This is a genomic window from Petroclostridium sp. X23 (genome assembly GCF_030013905.1).
Classification (GTDB): Bacteria; Bacillota; Clostridia; order SK-Y3; family SK-Y3; genus X23.
This window is the reverse complement of sequence record NZ_CP124862.1, coordinates 1,480,896-1,505,308: the sequence shown is the minus strand read 5'-3', so window position 1 is coordinate 1,505,308 and position 24,413 is coordinate 1,480,896. Positions and strand designations below refer to the sequence as shown.

21 protein-coding genes are annotated in these 24,413 nt (G+C 38.0%); all 21 read left to right on the top strand.

What is annotated here, in order from left to right; all coding sequences use genetic code 11:
- The first annotated feature begins 398 nt into the window (after positions 1 to 398).
- The 21 genes from QKW49_RS07375 (at position 399) to QKW49_RS07275 (ending at position 24,003) form a co-directional block, all read left to right on the top strand.
- Complete coding sequence (locus QKW49_RS07375) at positions 399 to 893, top strand: PTS sugar transporter subunit IIB (protein ID WP_282866891.1); 495 nt, start codon at positions 399 to 401, stop codon at positions 891 to 893.
- Positions 894 to 904: 11 nt separating this feature from the next.
- On the top strand, positions 905 to 1,684 hold the full coding sequence (locus QKW49_RS07370; RefSeq protein ID WP_282866890.1) for a PTS sugar transporter subunit IIC: 780 nt from the start codon (positions 905 to 907) through the stop codon (positions 1,682 to 1,684).
- A gap of 13 nt (positions 1,685 to 1,697) precedes the next feature.
- Positions 1,698 to 2,561, top strand: coding sequence for a PTS system mannose/fructose/sorbose family transporter subunit IID (locus QKW49_RS07365; protein ID WP_282866889.1), 864 nt, complete (start codon positions 1,698 to 1,700; stop codon positions 2,559 to 2,561).
- Between the two features lie 433 nt (positions 2,562 to 2,994).
- The gene (locus QKW49_RS07360) at positions 2,995 to 3,399 is read left to right on the top strand and encodes a PTS sugar transporter subunit IIA (RefSeq protein WP_282866888.1); all 405 of its coding nucleotides are present in this window, start codon (positions 2,995 to 2,997) and stop codon (positions 3,397 to 3,399) included.
- Between the two features lie 16 nt (positions 3,400 to 3,415).
- A complete protein-coding gene (locus QKW49_RS07355; RefSeq protein WP_282866887.1) occupies positions 3,416 to 3,913 on the top strand; it encodes a PTS sugar transporter subunit IIB in 498 nt (165 codons plus the stop codon).
- Between the two features lies 1 nt (position 3,914).
- Positions 3,915 to 4,331 (top strand): hypothetical protein, encoded by a 417-nt coding sequence (locus QKW49_RS07350; protein WP_282866886.1) that lies wholly within the window; start codon positions 3,915 to 3,917, stop codon positions 4,329 to 4,331.
- A gap of 204 nt (positions 4,332 to 4,535) precedes the next feature.
- A complete protein-coding gene (locus QKW49_RS07345; protein ID WP_282866885.1) occupies positions 4,536 to 5,414 on the top strand; it encodes a class II fructose-bisphosphate aldolase in 879 nt (292 codons plus the stop codon).
- A gap of 33 nt (positions 5,415 to 5,447) precedes the next feature.
- On the top strand, positions 5,448 to 6,614 hold the full coding sequence (locus QKW49_RS07340) for an iron-containing alcohol dehydrogenase (RefSeq protein WP_282866884.1): 1,167 nt from the start codon (positions 5,448 to 5,450) through the stop codon (positions 6,612 to 6,614).
- 21 nt (positions 6,615 to 6,635) lie between these two features.
- Positions 6,636 to 7,679 carry a zinc-binding dehydrogenase gene (locus tag QKW49_RS07335; protein ID WP_282866883.1) on the top strand — a complete coding sequence of 348 codons (1,044 nt, stop codon included), beginning with the start codon at positions 6,636 to 6,638 and terminating at the stop codon, positions 7,677 to 7,679.
- 156 nt (positions 7,680 to 7,835) lie between these two features.
- Entirely contained in the window at positions 7,836 to 8,099 is a 264-nt protein-coding gene (locus QKW49_RS07330) for an HPr family phosphocarrier protein (protein WP_282866882.1), read from the top strand.
- Positions 8,100 to 8,112: 13 nt separating this feature from the next.
- Positions 8,113 to 9,852, top strand: coding sequence for a phosphoenolpyruvate--protein phosphotransferase (gene ptsP, locus QKW49_RS07325; protein ID WP_282866881.1), 1,740 nt, complete (start codon positions 8,113 to 8,115; stop codon positions 9,850 to 9,852).
- Positions 9,853 to 10,144: 292 nt separating this feature from the next.
- Entirely contained in the window at positions 10,145 to 10,918 is a 774-nt protein-coding gene (locus QKW49_RS07320; protein WP_282866880.1) for an SDR family oxidoreductase, read from the top strand.
- Positions 10,919 to 11,141: 223 nt separating this feature from the next.
- Positions 11,142 to 12,626 (top strand): sugar ABC transporter ATP-binding protein, encoded by a 1,485-nt coding sequence (locus QKW49_RS07315; protein WP_282866879.1) that lies wholly within the window; start codon positions 11,142 to 11,144, stop codon positions 12,624 to 12,626.
- 79 nt (positions 12,627 to 12,705) lie between these two features.
- Positions 12,706 to 14,328, top strand: a complete 1,623-nt coding sequence (locus QKW49_RS07310) for a response regulator (RefSeq protein WP_282866878.1) — start codon at positions 12,706 to 12,708, stop codon at positions 14,326 to 14,328.
- 30 nt (positions 14,329 to 14,358) lie between these two features.
- Complete coding sequence (locus QKW49_RS07305) at positions 14,359 to 15,792, top strand: histidine kinase (protein ID WP_282866877.1); 1,434 nt, start codon at positions 14,359 to 14,361, stop codon at positions 15,790 to 15,792.
- A gap of 283 nt (positions 15,793 to 16,075) precedes the next feature.
- Positions 16,076 to 17,206, top strand: a complete 1,131-nt coding sequence (locus QKW49_RS07300; RefSeq protein ID WP_282866876.1) for a glycerol dehydrogenase — start codon at positions 16,076 to 16,078, stop codon at positions 17,204 to 17,206.
- A gap of 374 nt (positions 17,207 to 17,580) precedes the next feature.
- The gene (locus QKW49_RS07295; RefSeq protein ID WP_282866875.1) at positions 17,581 to 19,011 is read left to right on the top strand and encodes a sodium:solute symporter family protein; all 1,431 of its coding nucleotides are present in this window, start codon (positions 17,581 to 17,583) and stop codon (positions 19,009 to 19,011) included.
- Positions 19,012 to 19,185: 174 nt separating this feature from the next.
- Positions 19,186 to 20,370 (top strand): sugar ABC transporter substrate-binding protein, encoded by a 1,185-nt coding sequence (locus QKW49_RS07290; RefSeq protein ID WP_282866874.1) that lies wholly within the window; start codon positions 19,186 to 19,188, stop codon positions 20,368 to 20,370.
- 98 nt (positions 20,371 to 20,468) lie between these two features.
- Positions 20,469 to 21,947 (top strand): sugar ABC transporter ATP-binding protein, encoded by a 1,479-nt coding sequence (locus tag QKW49_RS07285; protein ID WP_282866873.1) that lies wholly within the window; start codon positions 20,469 to 20,471, stop codon positions 21,945 to 21,947.
- A gap of 25 nt (positions 21,948 to 21,972) precedes the next feature.
- Positions 21,973 to 22,959, top strand: coding sequence for an ABC transporter permease (locus QKW49_RS07280; RefSeq protein ID WP_282868085.1), 987 nt, complete (start codon positions 21,973 to 21,975; stop codon positions 22,957 to 22,959).
- Positions 22,960 to 23,019: 60 nt separating this feature from the next.
- A complete protein-coding gene (locus tag QKW49_RS07275; RefSeq protein WP_282866872.1) occupies positions 23,020 to 24,003 on the top strand; it encodes an ABC transporter permease in 984 nt (327 codons plus the stop codon).
- Positions 24,004 to 24,413: the final 410 nt, after the last annotated feature.

Below are 24,413 nucleotides of genomic sequence, written 5' to 3'. Positions count from 1 at the left end.
CATATGCTTGATTAACAGCATCTTTTCTTTATTTTCTAAGATTATACCAATCAATTCCAAAAAAATGATTGGGTGCTATTTTGGCATCTCTGTTTTGAGACTTGATTTGCGGCAGCCAAGGCGCTGTATGCAGTTTTTGCCGTTTGACAACAAACACAGTTTTCATATCTGTAAAGTTTTATTTCCTCATCTTGGATGACTAATTAGTTTTAAGCAATACCTTCAATATGAGCTTGAAACATCTTGTAGTATCCGTCAGCATTGTTTATTTTTTGTAACACACATAAGCTGGCATGTGAATTGCTATATAAATATAACGAGACAAAAAAGTAAAAGAAGAGGAGGAATAAGGGGTAAGTATAGCACTGGTAATGATATTAAAAGGAGGAGGTGAGCAAATGGCAAATATTAATTTGATTAGAATTGATAGCAGACTGATTCATGGGCAAGTGATCACAAAATGGGTAAAGGTAGCGAATGCCGGTAAGATTATTATCGTCGATGATCCGCTCTCAAAAGACAGCTTCATGGCAGATATCTATATCATGGCTGCACCTAAAGACGTTAAAGTTGAAATCATGAGTGTCGAACAGGCGATGGCAAGATGGTCCAAAGACAATTTTGGTGATGGTAATATTCTGATTTTATTTAAAGATGTTGAAACATGCTACAGACTCTTTAAACTAGGCTTCCCTATGAAATATCTTCAGATTGGAGGATTACCTAGTGCAGCTGGGAGGACAACTGTGCTTAGAGCGGTATCCTTCGATAGTAAAGATGCCGGCCAGCTCAAGGAAATGTCGGGCAAGGGGACTGAAGTCGTACTTCACATTATTCCTGAAGAATCAAAAATGGAGTTTGATAAGGTGCTTAAGAAATTCAAGAATTTATAGGAGGGGTAGAAATGGAACTATCGGTAGCATTAGTGACAGCATTATGGTTTTGGTTTTTTGCGGGAGCGCCGGGGTATACGTTGCATTATGTTTTCAAACAACCATTAGTAATTGCATTACCTATTGGTATTTTGATGGGCGATATTCCTAAAGCATTAATCATTGGTGCTGCAATCGAGCTGGTATATGTCGGGATGGTTGCTGCAGGTGCGAACCTTCCAGCTGATGAATGTTTAGCAGGTGTGTTGGCTATACCGATGGCTATGAAGCTGGGGGTTGATCCTTCGACTGCGGTGGTACTGGCGGTACCTTTCGGAGTACTAGGGGTATTTCTTGATCAGCTTAGAAGAACAGTTAATGCAGCATTTGTGCATAGAGCGGACAAGTTGGCTCTGGATGCAGATCTGAAAGGTATAGCAAGACAAGCCTTGATTTGGCCGATGGCTATAGGTTTTGTTATGAGATTTCCCCCTGTATTTATAGCAAATCTTTTTGGGGCAGATGTTCTGGAAGGATTATTGAAGGCATTACCTGCATGGGTTATTCATGGTATCAGTGTGACCGGAGGTTTGTTGCCTGCATTAGGATTTGCAATCATATTGTTTGTTATAGGCAAGAAATCATTAATGCCTTTCTTCTTTATTGGATTCTTCGCAGTTCAATTCTTAGGAATTAGTACAATGGCAGCAGCAGTATTTGGTATTTGTATGGCGATTCTCATCACGGTATTTAAGAGAGAAGCTTTGGCTGAAGCTAAGAAGAGTATGAGGGAAGAATTACAGAATTCATAAGGGGGTAAGCGATATGGAACAAGTTTTGGAAAAAGAACAGGTTGTCAACAAAGACGATAACAGTGCTAAAGGCAAAACAGTATTGACTAAAAAAGATGTACTTAAAGCATATAATCGTTGGTATTGGGCATGTGAGGTTTCAAATTCGTATGAACGTATGCAGACGCTTGCGTTCTGCTATTCTATCAGTGGTATCCTGGCAAAGCTTTATAAAAAAAGAGAAGATTTGGTTGCTGCTCTTCAAAGACATTTAAATTTCTTTAACAGTCAAGGGATATGGGGGTCGACAATACACGGGATTGTCATTGCGATGGAAGAGGCCAAAGCGCGAGGCGAGGATGTGCCTGATGATACTATTACCGGTATCAAAACCGGATTAATGGGGCCTTTAGCCGGTATTGGTGATACAATGGACTGGGGTACATGGAAGCCGTTAATATTCTCCCTTGCGGCATCATTAAGTGCAAACGGCAGTATGACGGGCGTTTTTGTTGCTTTCTTATTTGCATTGATACCTTATCTCGAAGGGCGTTATTTATGGCTTACAGGCTATAATATGGGTAGAGGGGCGGTAAAAACGATTTTACAGTCCGGATTGGTAAATGAGTTAATAACCGGTTCCAGCATACTTGGGTTGTTTATGGTGGGCGCTCTAACTGCAAATACAGTAAAATTACCTTTAGCGGTTAAGGTTTCAATGTCGGGCGAATGGGTGCCGATTCAGGGAATTTTGGATTCCATCTTACCTGGAATGCTTCCTCTTGCTGCGGTGCTAGGCCTATACTGGTATCTAAGAAAAGTAGGACAAAAATTCGGGAATATTGTATTCATTATCCTTGGAGTGTGTTTATTAGGTTCGCTGATAGGTTTGTTCTAATTCAATAATTGTGTTATTTAAATTACAAAGACTTGATTAATATGAGTTAAGATTTGCAGTTGTTGCATTTTGGACTGGAGTTAAAATACTTCAGTCCTTTTTAATGAAATAACGGAATTAACATAAAAACCATTAATCATTAGTGTATAACAGCACAGTTGAAAGCATATTTAGGTCAAATTGACACAGTAGAAGTATTTTGATGTTCAGTGTTAAGCGACTAAGACGGAAGAAATAGTTTTATATTATAAAAAGAAACATTTATATATGATAATCTAATCCATCGTTTGAAATATAGCAGTGTGAGTAACGTTTTTTAAATAAAGTACATGTTATGCATTTTTAAATCCAACACACTATTTGTGGCATGAAACTTGCATTATTAAAGAAATAGAGGGTGGATTAGATTTGCTTGAAAGGCGGTAGTTTAAAAATGATAGGAATTGTAGTTATTACCCATGGTGGTTTTAGCCAAGAGTTGGTAAAAACCTCAGAGTTAATTATTGGGAAGCAAGAAAAAGTAGCTGTATATGGTTTAAATCACGGTGATGATGTAGGCGAATTATTAAAGAAGGTAGGTGATGCAATACAAGAAATGGATGATGGTTCAGGTGTTCTGGTGCTAACAGATCTATTTGGAGGAAGTCCCAGCAATGTCACAGCAGCAAATATGAAAAGGTACAAATTCGAAAGCATAACCGGAGTAAATCTGCCTATGCTGATTGAGGCCTTAAACTCCAGGGAATGCTGTGAATTGTCGGAGCTTGTAAACTTATGTATCGATGCAGGGATTAATGGTATTAAGAACTTAAGGACAATGATTTTAGAAAAAGTATAAAATAGGGGATAAGAACATGCTAAATATACGTATGGCGCGAATAGATGACAGACTGATGCATGGACAGATATTGTTTAAATGGTTGAAATCAGGGGAGTGTAACAGGATTATTGTTATAGATGATGAGACTTCTGCCGATCCTGTCTTGCAGAGTATGTTGCATTTTATATTTCCGAAAGAGTTTATGCTTGATATTTACTCCATACAAGAGGGAATAGAAGCAATAAAAGCGGAAGAATCTGATGACCGAGTGATCCTGCTGGCAAAAAATCTATTTGTATTGAGCAGAATATACGAAAAGGGAATAAAGTTTGAAGAAATAAACATAGGCAGAATTCCTATAGGCGTTGGGCGAAAAAAGATATATCCGAATGTGTTCTTGTCTGATGCAGATATAGAAATCATACGTAGTTTTCAGATGGCAGGATTGCCGGTAAAAATCCAAATGGTACCTGACAGTGAGCCATTTTATATTACAGATATTGATAAAATCATTGGTAAATGGAGTGATTGAATTGGACGAATCAAAAATACCTGATATATTCATTCTGACACATGGCACATGGGGAAAGATGCTTATAGAAAGTGCAGAAATGATTATTGGGCCTATAAAGCAAATATATGCATTTTCACTTATGCCTGAACAATCTATTAAGGAATATATGGAACAAATTGAAAGGCTGCTTAAGGATGGACGTGAAGGGACTGTGATTATTGCAGATTTATGCGGGAGTTCAACATTCAATGTTGCAATCGTTCTGTACAAAAAATATAAAGTTTACACGATGTCAGGACTGGACATATCAACTATTATTGCGGCGGATGAGCTTCGGAAAGATTATAGAGGAGATGAATTGATCAGCAATATAATCCAAAGAAGCAAGGATAATATCAAAAATATTAATGAACTTATAGAGAAGAGATCTCAATAAGCGCATCAGAATGCTGCATGATCTTGAGAGATATTATAATCAATGATTTAATATTATCAAAATGGAATTCACCCTGGAATTCAGAGCATATAGTGTGACCAAACACCAATTAACAAATAAGATTAGTCTATTGAACAATATATTAATATGAACTGATTTATGTAAAACACCAAAATCTATTATGAGTTGAAAAGAGGGACAATAATGTTAGTTTCAATGGCTGAAATATTAAAAGATGCAAAAAAACGCAATTATGGGGTAGCTGCTCCAAATATTTTTAATAAAGAAACAATAGAGGCAGCATATGAAGCTGCTGATGAATTAAAATCACCTGTGATATTAGACTTTGCAGGACTCAAAGATCAAGAGATCATCACTGAAATTTCTAAATATTATGAAAGAAAGTATCCACATGTAGTGGCCGCATTAAACCTTGACCATGGCGGATCATATGAAGAAATCGTAGCAGCCATCCGGGCAGGATTCACTTCCGTGATGATTGACAGATCAAAACTGCCGTACAAGCAAAATGTAGAGGAAGTAAAAGAAATAGTAAAGATTGCACATCATGTCGGCGTTTCAGTAGAGGCTGAATTAGGACATGTTGGGATGGGTTATGAATATGAGAGTACAAGAGATTCCGGGTTGACAAAACCTGAAGAAGCAATAAACTACATTGAGAAAACAGGAGTGGACTGTCTGGCGGTAGCAGTGGGAACTTCCCACGGTACATACAGCGGAGAGCCTCACTTGGAGTTTGAATTGCTTGAAAAACTCAATAGCATGATTGATATACCGCTTGTTTTACATGGGGGGTCGGGAACCGGTGATGAAAATCTGAAAAAGGCTGTCAAAATTGGCATTCAAAAAGTTAATTTGTTCACAGATTTAAGTAATGCAGGCTTAGGCGTATTAAAAGACTATTTAATGATTGACAGAACAAAAATGGAGCATGATAGAGAATTAGGTGAGTTTGGGAATAAAAATGCGAACCTGATAGAAACCTTTCTTAAAGGAACCGAGGGATATAAACAGGCACTTAAGCATTATATGACGCTTTTCGAATCTAACGGAAAATGCTGAGAAATCACTTTATTATACAAAGGGGTGTAATCAATGGAAAACTTTATCTATCAAAATGAAACTAAGATTATTTTCGGTAAGGGGACGGATGCAAGTGTTGGCGCTGAGATCAGCAAGTACGGCAAAAAAATATTATTTCACCATTATGGTGATGGGATTATTGAAAAGATAGGACTTTATGACCGTGTCGTACAATCTTTAAAAGAGAATGGCATTGAATATGTTGAGCTGACGGGAGTTACCCCGAATCCCAGACTAAGCCTTGTAAAAGAAGGCATTGAAATATGCAGGAGGGAGAAAGTTGATTTCATACTGGCTGTAGGCGGTGGAAGTGTTATCGATTCAGCAAAAGCAATCGCGGTGGGATATTATTATGAAGGCGACGTATGGGACTATTTCACCGGCAAGGCACAAATAACCGGCTGTTTGCCACTGGGAGCCATACTGACCATACCTGCTACAGGAAGCGAAGCTAGCAGGACCACGGTTATAACCAATGATGACGGGCATATTAAAAGAGCTCTTGATGGAGACGAGATGAGGCCAAGATTCTCCATATTAAATCCTGAGGTGACCTATTCTCTGCCGAAATATCAGACTGCCGCAGGTGGTGTAGACATTATGTCCCATGTTTTTGAAAGATATTTCACCAATGTCGTAGATGTTGATCTTACCGACAGGCTCTGTGAAGGAGTAATGAAGGCAATGATCAATATCATACCAAAAGCACTGGAAGACCCAAATGATTATATTGCGCGAAGTGAAATTATGTGGGCCGGAACCATTGCCCATAATGGCTTGTTAGGGACAGGGAGAATCGAAGATTGGGCTTCACACATGATCGGGCATGAAATTAGTGCACTGTATAACATGACGCATGGTGCAACGTTAACAATCATATTCCCGGCATGGATGAAGTATGTGTATAAGGAAAATGTGAATAGATTTGCGCAGTATGCTGTGCGTGTATGGAACGTGGAACAGGATTTTGAAAATCCTGAAAGGGTAGCCTTGGAAGGAATAAGAAGAATGACGGAATTCTTTAAGCAAGTAGGACTTCCCGTTACGCTGACCGAGGGTGGTATTCCTGATGATAGGATTGAAGAGATGGCTGAAAAGTGTACCAGCAGAGGTCCGCTAGGTAATGTTAAGAAACTGTATAAAGAAGATGTTATTGAAATATTCAAGCTTGCAAAGTAAATCAATGTTGGAGGAGATATCATGTCGGAGAATCAGACAAAATTTGGGGTATTAATAAAAGCCGGATTAGCAGAAGTACATCAAAGAGAACTGCCTGAAATAGGTGACAATCAGGTGCTGGTAAAACATGAAGCCTGCAATATCTGTACAACTGACTATGGTCAGTGGATGGGGTTGAGAGAGCATCAGCCTTACCCGATGGCAGGAGGACATGAGTTTGCCGGTATAGTAGTGAAAAAGGGTCCTAAAGTGGTAGGCGATTTTGAAGCAGGTGACCGTGTGGCTGTTGCTTATAGCTTCTGCGGCGAATGTGATCCATGCAGGCATGCGCTAACCAGTGAATGTACACAAGTCACCAATGAACCAACGGAAGACGGATATTATGGTGCTTTTGGATTTTCGGAATATAGTATTAGAGACGGCAGAGTGCTAATAAAAATGAATAAAGAACTGTCAGCTAGTGAAGCGAGTTTTCTGGAACCGCTGGCAACCGTTGTAAAGGGTCTTGATAAATTAAGGATCAAACCGCTGGAGACGATTATCGTTATAGGTGCAGGTACGATGGGATTAGTCAATGCCCAGGCGGCAAAGGCCTATGGCAGCAGGGTCATCGTAACGGAAGTGATGCCGGAAAAAATAGAAGTAGCTGAATCTATGGGATTAGAAGTCATCAATGCCGGTGATTGCAATCCTGTTGAAAAAGTGAAGGAGCTCACGGATGGGAAAGGTGCCGATGCCGTCATCATAGCTGTTGGAGCTAATATTGCGAATAAGCAGGCATTTGAAATGGTAAAGAAATACGATGCAAGAATTCTATATTTTGCAGCAGGATATCCTGCACCGGAGTTGAAAGTTGACTCCAACTTTATTCACTATAGAAAAATGGAATTAGTCGGAACCTATGGTGCAGATATGAAGGATTTCTTTACTGCTGCCAATCTATTGAATAAAAAGATGGTAGATGTATCCAAACTGGTTCAGTGCACTTTTCCATTGAGTGAGATACAGGAGGCGTATAAAGCAGCCAGTACGCCCGGCAGCTATCGAGTCAGTGTAATATTATAGATTTAGTATAGCATCGTTCGGTTTATATGCAAAAGGCGCAACTGTAGTTTGAATAGAAACGATGGTCTGTAAATGCATATGATCAAGATCAGCATTTGCAGACCATATTAAAAAGGTTAGCAGATATTTTAATACTATTAAGAATGAGGAGTGTTTATGAAAAGAGTCGAAGTATTAATAACAAATAAGGTGGGCTTGCATGCAAGGCCTGCAAGTGAATTCTCTAAAACAGCATCAAAATTCAAATCAGAGATCATCATTGAGCATAAGAATAAACACTTAAATGCTAAAAGCATTTTAAATATTCTTTCAGCAGGGATACAATCAGGAAGTACCATTAGTATTATTGCTGACGGGGAAGATGAAGAAAAAGCTATTGATAATCTTGCAGAATTAGTCAATTCAAATTTTGGCGAGTAGAGGAGGTGGACGTATGCAGGGGAGTGCAGCATCACCGGGAATATCAGTAGCCAAAGCGTATTTAATCCATGAACCCCACATTACTATAGAACATAAGGAGATTTCACAGGAGCAAATCCGTGATGAACTGGATTTGCTTCATAAAGCCATTGAGAAGTCAAAGCTTCAGCTTGAAGAGGTATATCACATTTCCAAAGAAAATATAGGTGAAGATAAAGCAGAAATCATGATGGCCCATATCGCCATGATTGAAGACCCTGTGCTTGCAAAAGAGATTGAATCCAAAGTGATGAATCAGCGGTTTAATGCAGTATGGGCTGTAAAAGAAACCATCGATGAACAGGCAAAAATATTTGAGATGATTGACGACCCATATATCCGGGAACGGGCCGAAGATTTAAAGGATATTGGAAACAGGATTTTGAAAAATATTCTTGGCATACCCTTTAAGGATCTATCCAATATGATAGAGGATGTCATACTTGTTGGAGAGGAAATCAGTCCGTCTATGCTTGCAGCAGCGGATACTAAACATGTAAAAGGGATCATCAGTGAAGGAGGAGGAATTACCTCTCATACGGCAATACTGGCTCGAAATATGGATATTCCCGCGGTATTTGGATTAAAAGGGGTGTTGAACACTGTAAAAGATGGCGTGCTGACATATATTGACGGAAATGCAGGCGTGGCTGAGTTTGACATCGATTCGCAAAAAGTGTCCGAGATCCGAAAAAAAATCAATGAACAGATGAGTATTAAAGAAAAATTAAAAGAACTTGTTAATACGCCATCATCTACTATTGACGGCCATGTCGTTGAGATAGCGGCAAATATCGGTGTGCCGGAGGACGTTGCTAGAGTTATAGAGAACGGCGCTGAGGGGATAGGATTATTCAGGACGGAGTTTGTTTATATGCATAGGTCCGGTATGCCTACCGAGGAAGAGCAGTTCTTTTCTTATAAGCAAGTATTGCAAGGGATGAATGGAAAGCCGGTGATTATAAGGACCCTTGACGTAGGTGGAGATAAAGAAATACCTTATTTCAACCTCCCCAAGGAAGAGAATCCTTTCTTAGGTTTCAGAGCTATAAGGATTTGTCTTGAAGATAAAGATATGTTTAAGGCGCAGTTAAGAGCCATATTAAGAGCAAGTGCATACGGTAAAGCAAGAATTATGTATCCGATGATTTCTTCTGTGGATGAAGTATTGGCAGCAAATAAAATCCTAGAAGAAGCGAAAAGAGAGTTGAAAGAGAAGAAGATTGAATTTGATGAACAGATTCAGGTAGGTGTAATGGTTGAGATCCCGTCGGCAGCTATTAATGCAGATATGATAGCAAAACATGTTGACTTTTTCAGTATCGGAACCAATGACTTGACCCAATACACATTGGCGGTGGATCGTGGAAATAGGAGTGTCAGTAAAATATATAATAGCTTAAATCCTGCCGTTTTAAGACTGATACAGGGTGTGATTGACATATCACACAAGATGGGCAAGTTTACAGGGATGTGCGGAGAATTGGCCGGTGACCCCAAAGCAGCCATATTGCTGTTGGGGATGGGGTTGGATGAATTTAGTGTGAGTACGGCATCTATTCTAAAGATAAGAAAGATCATTACATCTGTAGATATGAAATTTGCTAAAAATGTAAGAGATGAAGTTTTTAAATTCACCGATGTATCTTCCGTTGAAAGGTATTTAGCAGATGTTTTAAAAGAAAGAAACATGGAGTATCTTCTCAATATATGAGGGATATTCATGGAATGGAAGATTAGATCTAGTGGTAATTGCGCATTTACAATAAAGAATAAACGGATCTGACCCCTGAATGTTGAACATATTGTGTGACCAAACACCGGTTAACAAAGGAGGAAATCCATAATATATTATATTCGGCACTAAAGCCTATTTTCCTTTCTATTGTACTCCTAAATACGATAATGCATTTCTGGTTTTAGTACACCAAATATGTATTTACCCTCATTGCTTTAGCAAATGTAAGAAAATACAATAGAAATTGAATATTCAATGGGGGGGAATCATGATGAGTGTACTTGATATATTTAGCATGGCAAATAAAAAAGGATTTATTACAGGTGCTGCCAGAGGAATAGGAAAATGTCTTGCAGAAGCTTTTGTTGATGCAGGTGCCGATCTGGCAGTGGTGGATATTGATGATGAAGCTGCACAAAAGGCAGCTGAGGAAATTTGGAAAAAATATGGCAGAAAGGTTGCAGCTATCGGATGCAATGTGACTGACGCCGCTGATGTTGAAAAGATGATGGAAGTATTTCTGAATGAATTCGGCAGTATTGATTTTGCAATTAATAATGCCGGAATATCAACGCTTGATAATGCAATGGATATATCAGAGAGCGATTTTAAAAAGGTTATAGATGTTAATCTAAACGGTGTGTTTCTAACAGCACAGGCAGCTGCAAGGACAATGAAAGCACAGGGAAAAGGAGGTTCTATTGTTAGCACCGCTTCAATATCAGGGCATATTGTCAACATCCCACAGACAATCGCAAATTATTGTGCCGCGAAAGCAGGTGTTATGCAGCTTACAAAAGCTTTAGCGGTGGAATGGGCACAATACGGTATACGTGTGAATAGTGTAAGTCCGGGTTATATGTTGACAGAACTAATACGAGATGCATCTGAAATGCATCCGGTATGGGAGGCAAAAGTGCCGTTGAAAAGGCTTGGCAGGCCGGTTGATCTGGTAGGTGCCTATTTGTTTCTCGCAAGTGATGCTTCTATATATGCTACAGGCTCTGATATTGTGGTTGATGGAGGCTATGTCTGCCTATGATACGATTAGCCGAGGCACAAGCTGTATGATTGATAGCAGCATTGCATGCATAACACAATGGTAATCCCAGCAGATAAGAACAGAATATCCCTTTACTATATGAACGAAAACTGTAATAGCCGGTACTACGGTGCTATTTCAGTTTTCGTTTTATGCGGATATTTAATAAATGTAAAAATTCATGCAGTATATAGGAACCGTGTACTTAAGGAGGTATGTGTTCATGCAGTCGGAAATTCTTAGAATGGAATGCATATCTAAGTCTTTCGCAGGTACTAAGGTGCTAAATAACGTAAATATGAATGTTCTACAAGGCGAAGTTTTGGCGCTGGTAGGAGCGAACGGAGCAGGTAAGACATCGTTAATGAAAATACTGGCCGGTATATATACAAAGGATAGCGGAAAAGTCTATTTTAATGAAAAAGAAGTGGAATTAAATGTACCCAGTGACTCTCAAAAACTTGGGATAAGTGTCATTCATCAGGAACTGAACCTTATACGCAATCTGAGTGTTGCAGAGAATATTTTTTTAGGAAATAAAAAGTATTGTAAGCCTTTTTTTATAAGCAAAAAGGAAATGTATAAAGAGGCTGAAAAGTATCTGCTGGAGGTTGGGTTAAATATTGATCCTACGATGTATGTGGACAGGCTTTCGGTTGTTCAGAAACAGTTGGTAGGCATAGCCAGGTCTTTAGCTACAAATCTTTCGCTGATCATCATGGACGAATCAACTTCCTCTATGTCTGAAAAAGAAACATGTATACTCAGGGAAATAATTATCAAACTGAAATCGGAAGGTATCTCAGTTATTTTTATTTCTCACCAATTGAATGAGGCATTGCAGATTGCAGATAGAATTATGGTATTGCGGGATGGTGTCTCTATAGGTACGTATTTAAGGGCAGAATGTAGTGAAGAAATGTTGATTTCTTTAATGGTGGGAAGTGATTTTGAAAAAAAAGCCGGTAAACTTTCCAACTCAATCGGAGAAAAAATACTCCAAGTAGAAAACATCTCAACCGAAGAGCTGCTTAAAGACGTTAGCTTTTACTTGAGAAAAGGAGAAATTCTAGGTTTTACAGGTTTAATGGGCTCTGGTGGTACTGAATTAATGAAAGTTATATTCGGAGCAATGAAAAAAAATTCCGGCATTATTAACATGAAAGGGAAAGAAATTGATATCCGAACCCCTATTGATGCAATAAAGAATAAAATCGGAATGGTACCGGAGGACAGAAACCTTGAAGGGTTAATACTTAATATGTCTATGAATGAAAATATAACATTGCCATCATTACGGAAGATTAGCTTGTTTGGAATCATTAACTTATGTCTTGAGAAATTTATGGCAGGATACTATATTCAAAGACTAATGATAAGAAACGTATCTGGCAGCCAAGAGGTTGGAAATCTCAGTGGAGGCAACCAACAGAAGGTGCTTATATCTAAATGGCTGTCAATAAGGCCGGAGATTTTGATCCTGAATGAGCCAACCAGAGGCATTGATATAGCATCTAAGCAAGAAATACACCAGATCATCCGTAATCAGGCAAGGGAAGGCATAGGTATCATTTTAGTATCGTCAGAGTATAAGGAAGTACTATCCTTGTGTGATAGGATCATAGTGATGCGTAAAGGGACTATTTGCGGTGAATTAGATAGAAGGGATGTAACACAGGAAAAAATTCTAACCATTGCCGTGAATTGATAACTATTCGCGAAAATGCACATAAGTGATGAATAATGATAAGAAACATTATTGAATATATCTTAGGAGGGATAGACTTATGCTTACGGTAATAATTGTTGATGATGAATTCTGGGTCTGTCAACTGATTAAAAAGATCATCAATTGGGAAAAACTCAATTTTACCGTTATAGGCGAGGCTTATAACGGGGATGAGGCATATGAACTGATAAAGGAGAAGAGACCCGATTTGGCTATTATAGATATACGAATGCCAGGTATGGACGGAATTGATTTAATAAAGAATATAAAAGAAATGGAAATCGAAACAGGTTTTATTATCGTAAGTGGATATAATGACTTCAGTTATACGCAGAATGCGTTAAAGTATGGTGCTCTTGGGTATTTATTAAAGCCCATAGACCAGAAAGAACTTGAGGACCTGCTGGAAGTAGTAGGAACAAAAGTATATGCCCAAAAACAAAAGTTAATAGAAGATAAGCTGGTAAGAGGAAAACTTGAACTTAGTCTCATGAAACTTCAGGAGCAGTTTTTTCAGAGCGTTATATGCAATGTGGATCTCCCGGAACAGAACATTGACTTATCAAAAATCAATAATGAATATGACACATATTTCATGCCCGGATACTTTAAAATTCTAATCTACAGGATTGATAATAAAAGTAACAGAAACATAAACAAATCTGTTGAAAAAGATGTGCTTGAAGATATGCAGCAGCGTATAAATTGTATATTTAACCAAGAATGTTTTGAAATCATTGCTATTATTTCAAACAAACAAGTCATTTGCATATTAAATTATGATTTTCATAAGGATTCAGAAATTAATAATATGGTTTTTAAGTCTTTCAATATCATCAAATCTTTTGTTCCGATGATACGAAAATTTGAATTAACATTAGGAGTGGGAAGCACGGAAAAAGAATTCGGTTCTCTGCCGGAATCATATCGTTTTGCTGAGAATGCTTTGAAAGCAAGGGTCATTTTAGGTGTAAATCAAGTAATAGATATTTCAAAAAATGTGTATTTCCAATTGGATTTTAGGGAGATATTTCCTATTTATAAAGAAAAAAGGCTGGAATGTTTTTTGGAGGTATTTGATAACGAAGCGCTTGAAATACTTATTGCTGCCATGTTCTCTGATTTTAAAGAAAGAAAGGACGTTAATCCAATTTCATTTTTCCAACTATGCTATGAAATTATAGAAGTATTTTTTAAAGTAATGAGAAGAATCGGTTTGGACATGGAGGGGGAAAATATCAGCAAAAGCAAGATATACAATGAAATTAATGAGTGTCAATCGATACAGCATGTTTTAACATATTTTTCAAATCTATTCAATTATAGCAAAAAGATTTATAACAGCTCAAAAAATAGCAAAAAAAGAAAAGTTATTGAAATTACAAAGGCATATATTATTGAGCATTTTAAAGAAGAAATAAGACTGGAAGATGTGGCGAATCAGGTTTTCATGAATCCTAAATATTTAGGTGAACTATTCAAGAAAGAGACAGGTATTAATTTTAGTGATTATATTATCCATTATAGAATGGAAATGGCAAAGGAACTATTAAAAGATGTCCGGCTGAAAATTTATGAAGTTGCAGAGAAGGTTGGATATACCGATGCAAAACATTTCAGTAAACTCTTTAAGAAGACGGTAGGTGTAAAGCCTACAGATTACAAAAAAATATTTATGTAAATTTTATTGAATGATATGGTGAAATATATAATGAAATATTATAAAACGATGATAAACAAAATAAATAATCTTATTAGCAGTTTAAGAATGATAAGAATCAGATCAAATTTACTGGTCGTATTCGGCCTTTATACAATCATGCTTTTTATGACCTTATTGATATACGGATATTTCAGTTATGTTCATGTCGCGGATTATAAGCTGAAAAGCAAAGTATCACATATAAGCGGTCAGTTGCGGGCTCTTTGCTTAAGTCTAGATAACGTTGATGATTTGACCTTTATTGAAGAAAGATTTAAAAACTCGCAATTATTAGACAAAGGTGCGTTCATATTAGTTGACCACAAGGGAGAAGTCATACTTTCAACATATAGGGCCGGAGAGCGGCTGGTAGATATAGAAAGCACGATCATTGAAAAATGTATAGGCCGGTTTGGCGTATTGGATGGTATGGCTGCAGGAAATAAAAACTACTTTTTCTATGAAAGATTAGACACCAACGATCTATTGATTCTTTACTTCATTCCAACCCAAGACCTAAAAGAGGAGGATATAGGTTCAAAAAGTCTTATCCTGCTCTCAGGTCTTATTTGCGTATTCGTATATTTGATTATAATTATTAGGTTTAAAAATAAAATTTATAAGCCTATTGTAAACATAGAACATGTTATCCATGCCCTGGTTGAAGGATCTACCGATTTCAGCATAAACAATGTTAAAGAAAACAATATCCTGCATCCATTGTATTTTGATTTGAATAAAATGTCGGAGAAGCTAAAAGACCTTGTATTAAAAGAATATAATGCAAATATTATGAAAAAACAGGCTGAATTGGATGCACTTCAGAGCAAAATAAATCCCCATTTTCTTTATAATACGCTTGATTCTATCAGGGGTTTGGCAATAACCGAGGGTGTGAAGAAGATAGAGACCATGACCAAAGCGTTATCAGATCTATTCAGATACAGCATAAGCAATACCGGAAATCTTGTAACGCTGAAAGAAGAACTGAAAAGTGTCGACAATTATCTTATGATACAGCAGTATCGCTTTAACAATAAATTTATCATCATAAACAATGTCGATGATGATACCCTTGATTATTGCATACCTAAACTGCTGTTTCAGCCTATCGTTGAGAATGCCATTCATCATGGCTTGGAGAGAAAAATTGGCAAAGGGACAATAACCATCAATGCCTCTAGGACACAAACCAGATTATTGATCAGTATTCAAGATGATGGAGTAGGCATTGGACATGATAAGCTGATTCATATCAATAACATGCTGGTTACAGGGAAGGTTGATAGTACAGAGACAAAAGGAGTAGGTTTAAGAATTGGTCTTAGAAATGTCAATGAAAGGATCAGATTGAACTTTGGTAATGAGTATGGATTAAGGATTTATAGTGGAAAGGGCATTGGCACTAAAGTAGAAATCATTTTGCCGCTGATAACAAGATAATTTATATGTAAAGTTACTAACACAAATATACCGTACTTTTTATTTACGCGTCATTTCTCATTCTCTGGTTTTAGTACACCAAATATGCACTTGGTCTCATTGTAATGTCTTTCCTTTGAAAATATAATTTAAATTATATAATTAGAACATGTACAAAAGTATGTTTGCGATCCGTTGTAAAGATTTTCTTCATGAAATCATAGATGCAATTATGTTTTATGTGCGGTTTAGGTTTAAAGCCAGAACAGCTTTCCTTGAATAATAAAATAAAGGGAGTGAGAATATGTCGTTTGTACAAAGAACAACAAGGGGTTTTGGGAGTCCAGGCAAATATATTCAGGGTCCTGGAGAAATGGACCGGCTGGAACAATATACTTCTGCTTTTGGATTCAATGTAGTAGTACTGATTGATTCGTACTTGTTTGATACTATAAGTGAGAGGCTGAGAAAAGTCTATGAACATACTGCTTCAAAATTACATATGGAAAAGTTTTCTGGAGAATGTACATTAAAAGAGATCGAAAGAATAACAAAAACTGCTGAAAAGTGTAAATCCAGTGTGATCGTAGGAATTGGCGGAGGGAAAACGCAGGATACTATAAAAGCAGCAGGTGCAGGTTTGAAAATACCTATAATATGTGTGCCGACAGTCGCTTCCACAGATGCCCCTACAAGTGCTTTATCTATTATATATACGGACGAAGGGGTACAGACCCATTGTATATATCATAAGATTAACCCTAATGTGGTACTTGTGGATACGGAAATAATTGTTAAGGCGCCTGTCAGGCTTCTGGTGTCCGGCATGGGTGATGCACTGTCCACTTATTTTGAAGCTAGGGCAAATGCAGAATCTGATACTGCGAATTATGTCGGTAGTGGTTACAGAAGGACGGAGGCAGCTATGGCCTTAGCCAGATTATGCTATGAAATCCTTATAGATGAAGGTTTAGAAGCTAAGCTAACTGCTGAAAGAGGAGTTATTACAAAGGCATTGGAAGATGTCATTGAAGCAAATATACTATTAAGTGGATTAGGATTTGAGAATACCGGTTGTGCAGCAGGTCATGCTGTTAACGAAGGGTTTGCACTGATTCCTGAAACACATGGTTTCTATCATGGTGAAAAAGTAGCATTCGGAACAATATGTCAGCTAATTCTAGAAAACAGACCAAAATATGAAGTTGAGGAAGTAATCAAGTTTTGTTTGAGTGTAGGACTGCCGGTAACATTGCAAGATCTTCATATCAGACCATCCTTTGAAAATTTGATGATAGTTGCAAATAAGGTGGCAATGGAAGGCGGATTGGCGCATGCAGAGCCTTTTAGAGTTACACCTGAAATAATTTATAATAGTATTGCTGCCGCAGATGTATTAGGTGGATATTATAAGGAATTATATAAAAACCAATAAGTATTTTACGGCGGCAGCTATTTGGAGTGCATTTCAGTCTTTGCTGACTGAAATTTATTCAAAGACTTCAAAACACATATCTTAGATATATTGCATTGCTTTTCATGTATTGTCGGAAAATATTAGTTGTTACAAAATGGTATGTCAATATCCATACCGGCAATATGCAATGCATTGATCATATCATAAACCAGTGAAGAAAGGAGGTATATTATATGCTGTTCGGTCTTACGTCTGGTTCTCTCATGTGTATCTTTATATTTTTAGGCGTTGGGATTACCCCTATAATCATTTCTATTGTGATGAACCTTAAAGAAAAGAAATCGTTTTAGGCAATTTATTCTATCAAAAAATAATTTGTGGAGGTACATGATATGAGTTTAGCGTTTAACTGGGTTGCATTTGTGGCTTATTGCTTGATTATGCTCTATATCGGTTATAAAGGGATGGTACGAACGAAAGATGCTGATGATTATTATGTTGCAGGGCGTTCCTTTAATATCTATATTGCGGTACCGTTGTTTGCGGCCTCATTTATCAGTTCGGCCAGTATGGTTGGTTTTACAAGCTATGCATATAGCAGCGGCTGGTCTATGCTTGTTCTGTATGGAGCAGGTTTGGCAGGCGGATGGATTATGCTGCAGTTATTTGCCCCTAAACTGTATTCTTCCACTGAAAAATGGCTGACAACGCCAGATTTATATTCTGCCCGGTATTATGATGAAAAATTCATGCGGCCGTTTATGGCTATTTTTAACATTTTTTATATGATTGTTTATATCGTTATAGGTATTATGGGAGTCGGCACCGTTATGGAAGTATTCCTTAAGATGCCGTATCATTGGGCAGTGCTGATCCTCGGTATCGTATTCCTTACATATACCACACTAGGAGGCATGTTTAGCGTTGCCTGGACGAATGTTGTGCAATGGTTGATGCTCACCGTTTGTATTTTGGTTACGGCTGCCTTTGCGCTCACCAAAGCAGGAGGTTTGACTTCGGTCAATGAATATATTTTTTCTGTCGACAGTGCGATGCACAGTCCTACGGTTGGTGGGAAACTTTCGCTATTCTATATATTCGGACTTGCTATCGGCAATGCATTGAATATTCCGTGTCTGGTATATTACCATAGAATATTTTTCTCACTCGATTCCAAACGCACTGCAAAGAGCTATATAGCTGTAAGTGCGGTATTTCTTATCATTACTTATTTTGCAATACTGTTCATAGGTCTCGCGGCACGCAAGCTGCTTCCGGATCTTGCCAATCCGAGCCAGGCTTTTCCGCAGATCATCATGATGATGCCGTTTTCAATAGGAGCGATAGCAGTTGCCGGAATTATTTCAGCAGTGCAGTCAACCATTGACAGCCAATTGCTTTCTGCAGGAAGTATGGCGGCTCATGATGTTTATAATAGGATTCTAAAGCCGGACGCTACAACAGAGCAAGTAATGAGCGTATCCCGTTGGCTGACGCTGCTATGCGGGATAATCGCTGTTGTGACGGCGTTGATTCGTCCTACTGGCTTGATGAATTTGTATAATCTTATCATTGTTGTGGGACCGACGGTTCTGTTTCCGCCATTGTTCCTGGGATTGTTCTGGAAACGTACAACAAAGCCGGCGGGAATATTCGGTGTTGTGTTTGGGTTGGTCGCAGGTATAGCTTGGGTTGTATTTGGTCCTAAGAGTATCCCTGCAACATTGATTATTCTTCCTGCCAGTTTGATAGCAATGATCATTATTTCTCTGAACACTACACCTCCGCCTTCGGAGATAGTAAAAAAGTTCTTTCCCGCTTAAACCTGATATGGACTATAAAGAACGTAGGTCTATTACAGAATACTTTGAACAAACGGTGATTTTCTGGTTTTAGCACACCAAATATGTACTTGCTCTCATTGTTATAGTATACGTTCCGCAATATAATTTAAATTGCTTAATTGCACAATAAAAATTACTAGGGGGTAAACAAGTATGAAAAAGCTCATTTCGTTTGTATTGATCTGTTTGTTAATGGTGACCATGGTAACAGGTTGTAGTGAATCTCCAAAAAATGGTTCCGATGCGGCCAACTCAAACACGGCGCCGGTGGAGCCTAAGAGCGCTGGCGGGGCTGCGAATGCTGATAATAATGCGGCTGGAGCCGGCGGAGAAAACGCGGTAAATTTATCAGCAGTACCAAAGGAGGCTCAGTTTATATCCAATTTATCTGAATTGTTTGATGTAAAGGTAGATATAAAAAAACTGGGTGAAAATGTAGAAAAGAAAATCGGACACAAGCCGGTGATATTAGTTAGTATCTATGATACGCAGAACGAATGGAATACCAGAACCTTGCAAAGTGCGATACAAGCAGCGAAGGATGCAGGAGTAGAGGTAATTAGTGCTAATTCGCAATCCGATATCAACAAGCAGATAAGCGATATACAGAACGGGATAGGAAGAAAAGTAGATGCAATAGTCATTCCCGGAGGGTTAGCCAGTTCACTGCAGGAGGTTTTAAAGGCTGCGAAAGATGCCAACATACCTGTAACAACTTGCGATGTACCTTCAGAGTATGTTACATCCTGTGTTACAGCTGACAACTATAGTGGCGGGGTGCAGTTAGCAGCAAAAATGTGTGCAGATTTAAAAGGAAAAGGCAATGTAGCAGTCCTTTACTCTCCGGGATGGCATACAGTTGAAGTGAGAAGATGGATGCTGGATGAAGTGCTGAAAGATTTCCCGAGTGTCAAAATTGTAACCGAAGCGCCGATAAACATCAAAGACCCAATGAACGGTACGATGAACACCATGCAGAATATATTACAGAAATATCCAGAGGGTGAGTTGGACGCAGTGATAACCTTCTGGGGGTTGCCGGCAATTGCTGCATCTAAAGTGATTGAATCCCAGGGCCGGTCGGAAATAGGCGTATACTGCGCAGATGTTGATCTTGGAGTTGTTCAGGATCTGCAGAAAGAAGACGGTGCTATTAGAGCTGTATTCGGGCAGGTGCCTCAAAAGATGGGCTATATTGCTACAGTGATGGCATTGAAGGCGTTGAACGGAGATAACGATGTGCCGGTTCAGATGTGGGCCCCACATACACTAGTTACAAAGGAAAATGTTGACGCATTTGGCGATTGGAATTTCGGCGGAGATTGGAAAAAGCAATAGGAAGGCTGAGGGCAAATATTTAATCAATTTTTTAACATAACGGTTTGCATTCATGCAAACCGTTATGTTAAAAGGCTTAAGAATGGGGAGTGGAAAATATGGAGCAGAATATCATTGAAATAAAAAATGCTAATAAATATTTCCCTGGTGTGCATGCGATTAAAGACTTTGATATAGCAATACATGAAGGTGAAGTACATGCAATCTGCGGAGAAAACGGGGCCGGTAAATCCGCGATCACAAAAGTAATGGCAGGAGTCTATACGTTGGATGAAGGTAAAATCTTCTTTCAAGGAAAGCCGGTAGGGTACAAAAAAGTATCGGAGGCGCAGAAAATCGGTATATGCAGAGTACCGCAGGAATTGGAATTAATTAATGATTTTACGGTGATACAAAATATAGGCGTTTCTAATATTCCATTAAATAAATATAAATTGATTGATTGGAATATTATGAGGGAAAATGCTAAAAAAATCTTAGCACAGCTTAATATCGATATTGATATTAATAAAAGGGTAGGAGACCTAACGATTGGACATCAACAAATGGTTGCCATTGCTAAAGCGCTCATGCTAAATCCAAAAGTATTGATTCTTGATGAACCCACTTCATCCCTTAGCGAGAAGGAAGCGAGAATATTAATGGATACTATAAAATTACTAAAGTCTAAGAAGATTACCATTTTATATATTTCGCACAGGCTCGAAGAAATCAAAGAGATTGCAGATAGGATTACTGTAATGAGAGATGGCAGTAAGATCGCAACCGCCGGCATAGATGATGTGGATATTCCTAAAATCATTGAACTAATGATAGGAAGGGACTTGAGTGAACAATATCCGAAAGAAAAAATTGCTAGAGGAGAAGCAGTGCTGGAAGTTAAAAATATGTTTGCCGAGGGTGTGAAGGGAAACAGTTTAATGCTTCATAAAGGTGAGATCCTAGGTATGTATGGTCTGGTAGGTGCAGGCCGAACTGAAATGATTAGGGCGATTTATGGTGCAAATAAAGTGGACAAAGGGGAAATCGTATTAGACGGGGAGATAATCCATCCGGATAGTCCTAAAAAAGCCATAAAAAATGGGATTGTATTGATTCCGGAAGATAGAAGAACTCAAGGTTTTATTGCAGATTTACCGGTGAAAGAAAATATGACACTGGGTAATCTAAAAAGATTCTGTAAAAATGCATTGATAAAAACAAAAACTGAAACATCCGAAGTTATAAGATATATTGATATGCTGGACATTCAACCTCCGTATCTGAATGTGGAAGTTCAATACTTAAGCGGAGGTAATCAACAAAAAGTTGTTATTGCAAAATGGCTCTGCGGACCGTTTAAAGTGATTATTTTCGATGAACCGACAAAGGGAATTGATGTGGGGGCAAAAACAGAGATATACAAGATTATGTCTAAGTTGGCGAAAGAAGGGAAGGGCATCATATTTATTTCATCCGATATGCCGGAAGTAATGGGCATCAGTGACCGAATTCTAGTTTTCAAAGACAATAAGATCAGCGCTGATATCAAAAGAGAGGAGTTTTCAGAAGAGAGAATCTTGTCTGCGGTTATATAAAGAGGAGGTAGTATTTGTGGTTTCAATGGCTGTAAAAAAAGAAAGGATAGGCAAATTTCTTGATATCATTGGTAGAAATGGTGTAGTGATAGTACTAGTGATCATTTTAGTCGTGATAGGGATTATCGAACCAACTTTTCTTCAACCAAGAAATTATTTTGAAGTTATTAAACAGTCGGTGATACTGGCCCTGTTAGCAATAGGCTTGACCTTTACAATGGCTGGCGAAGGGATAGACATGGGAATTGATCTTTCTATCGGGGCAGAAGTAAGCTTTATTGCCGTACTTTTTAGTTCTCTGATTATTGCCGGAAGTACTAATTTTATCGCATTTATAATATGTTTGGCGGCAGGAGTTGTTATAGGATGCATCAATGGATTTGTTGCAGTGAATCTTAAGGTTGTGCCGTTCATTGCGACCCTGGGAACCATGTATATCTTGAGAGGCAGTGAGCTTTTGATCAGTAAAGGAAATCCATTACAGCCCTCAAATGTTACAAGGGATTATTTAGCCATATATTATGAGAAATTCGGTTTTATACCTTATCCAATAAGTATTTGTATTCTTGTAGCTTGTATTTGTTTTATTGCTTTGTATCATACCAGGCTAGGCATGGAACTCTTTGCAACCGGATTTAATATGAAAGCATCCATGACATCAGGTATAAATGTAAAAATGCGAAGGTTTATGGCATTTATAATTTGCAGTTTACTGTGTGCGGTTGCAGGGATTATTTTTGCATCCAAAATGTCGGGTGCACCTGTTCACGGTGCTGAGAAGCTTCTTATGGATGCTATTGCCGCAGCTTTCATAGGTACTGTACTGACCAGCGACCGGCGTCCATCGTTGATAGGTAGTGTGGTAGGAGCTATTCTACTGGAATCCATTTCAAGCGGATTTCTTTATATAGGCATCAGTTATAACTATATATCCATGTTTAAAGGGTTTGTAATGATCCTTGTTGTTGCATCGGTATTATTTATCAACAAAGATAGGTATACAGCTATGTAGACACTAAATAATGATAAGGCTTTATTCTAGGATTCAAATGTCTTTATGGGAGGTTGTAATGTGAAAAGCATAATGGTAGAAGGTCGTAAGTCATATAACGCTGCCGGTATCGATACAATCTTTGCAAAATATGGTGTTATCGGAGCTTTTTTGTTAATTAGCATACTGTTTTCATTTTATTCTGATAAATTTTTTATGGTATCAAATCTAGTAAATATATTGAATCAAAGTAGTTTATTAATTATTGCATCTTTAGGAATGGCGGTTGTTCTGTTGGTGGGTGGTATTGATCTATCAATTGGTGCCAATATTAGTTGTACCGCTCTAATATCTTATTTGATGATAGCGCAAGGAAGAGGTACCTTGATTTCAATTTTAGCAGCGCTGCTTGCGGGTATTTTATTCGGGCTATTTAATGCGTATATTATCAATAAATGGAGAGTACTTCCGCTGGTAGCTACCTTAGCTACATCTTTTATTATAGAAAGTATCCAGTTTATAGTTACGAACGGGGGTGCGTGCATCTCGGCAACAAGAACACCCAGATCCTATGATTTTATTGCTAACGGAAAGGTCGGGGTAATTCCATTTATCCTTATACTTACGCTTATTATTATCTGTATATACTATCTGCTGATAAACAGATCAATATACGGCAGGTACTTTTATGCGGTAGGTGCAAATCCCGAAACGGCATTTCTCACTGGGATCAATATCAGATATATGCGGGGACTTGCCTATGTAATATCGAGTGTTACCGCCTCATTAACAGGGGTTATTTTTGCGTCACGTATAGGCTTTCTTCAACCCCGCTTAGGAGATGGGTTTTCTTTAGATACGATTGCTGTAGGATTTTTAAGTGCAACGATGTTTATCAAAAGGCCAAACGTTGCAGGTGTAATCATTGGGTCTATCATCATCATAACGATTAATAATATGCTGACGCTGGCAAATGCTTCGGAATACCTGCAGGAGATTATGAAAGGCATCATACTGATCATAGCTGTTGCTGTAAGTTCAACAAATCAGAGATATAAAAACTGATGGAATCTTTTTTATAGACTAATAAAAAATGTAGATGAGCAAGACTTGAATTGATTATTGAATTATATTAGTCAGAAGATAGAAAGCTAAATTATCACAACACAGATATAAGGATGCCCTTATTTCAGTTGACACAGTAGCATGCAATATTACACATTTATATAAATAAAAAACACTCTGTATAGACCAATCCTTTTAAACAGTATTAAACTGTTGTTTTTTCTGGAAAATTTTTATGTAATTCTACTTGCTGCGGCGGTTGATAGTCAGTTTTTATTTGTCAACACACTAGTTATGGCATGAAATTTGCATTCTATATTATGTAGAAAAGTATTCATCGAAAAAGGAAAGGGGGGGAAGTATGAGGGGATTATTACTCATTATGCTTGATGCTTTGAATCCGGCACTGG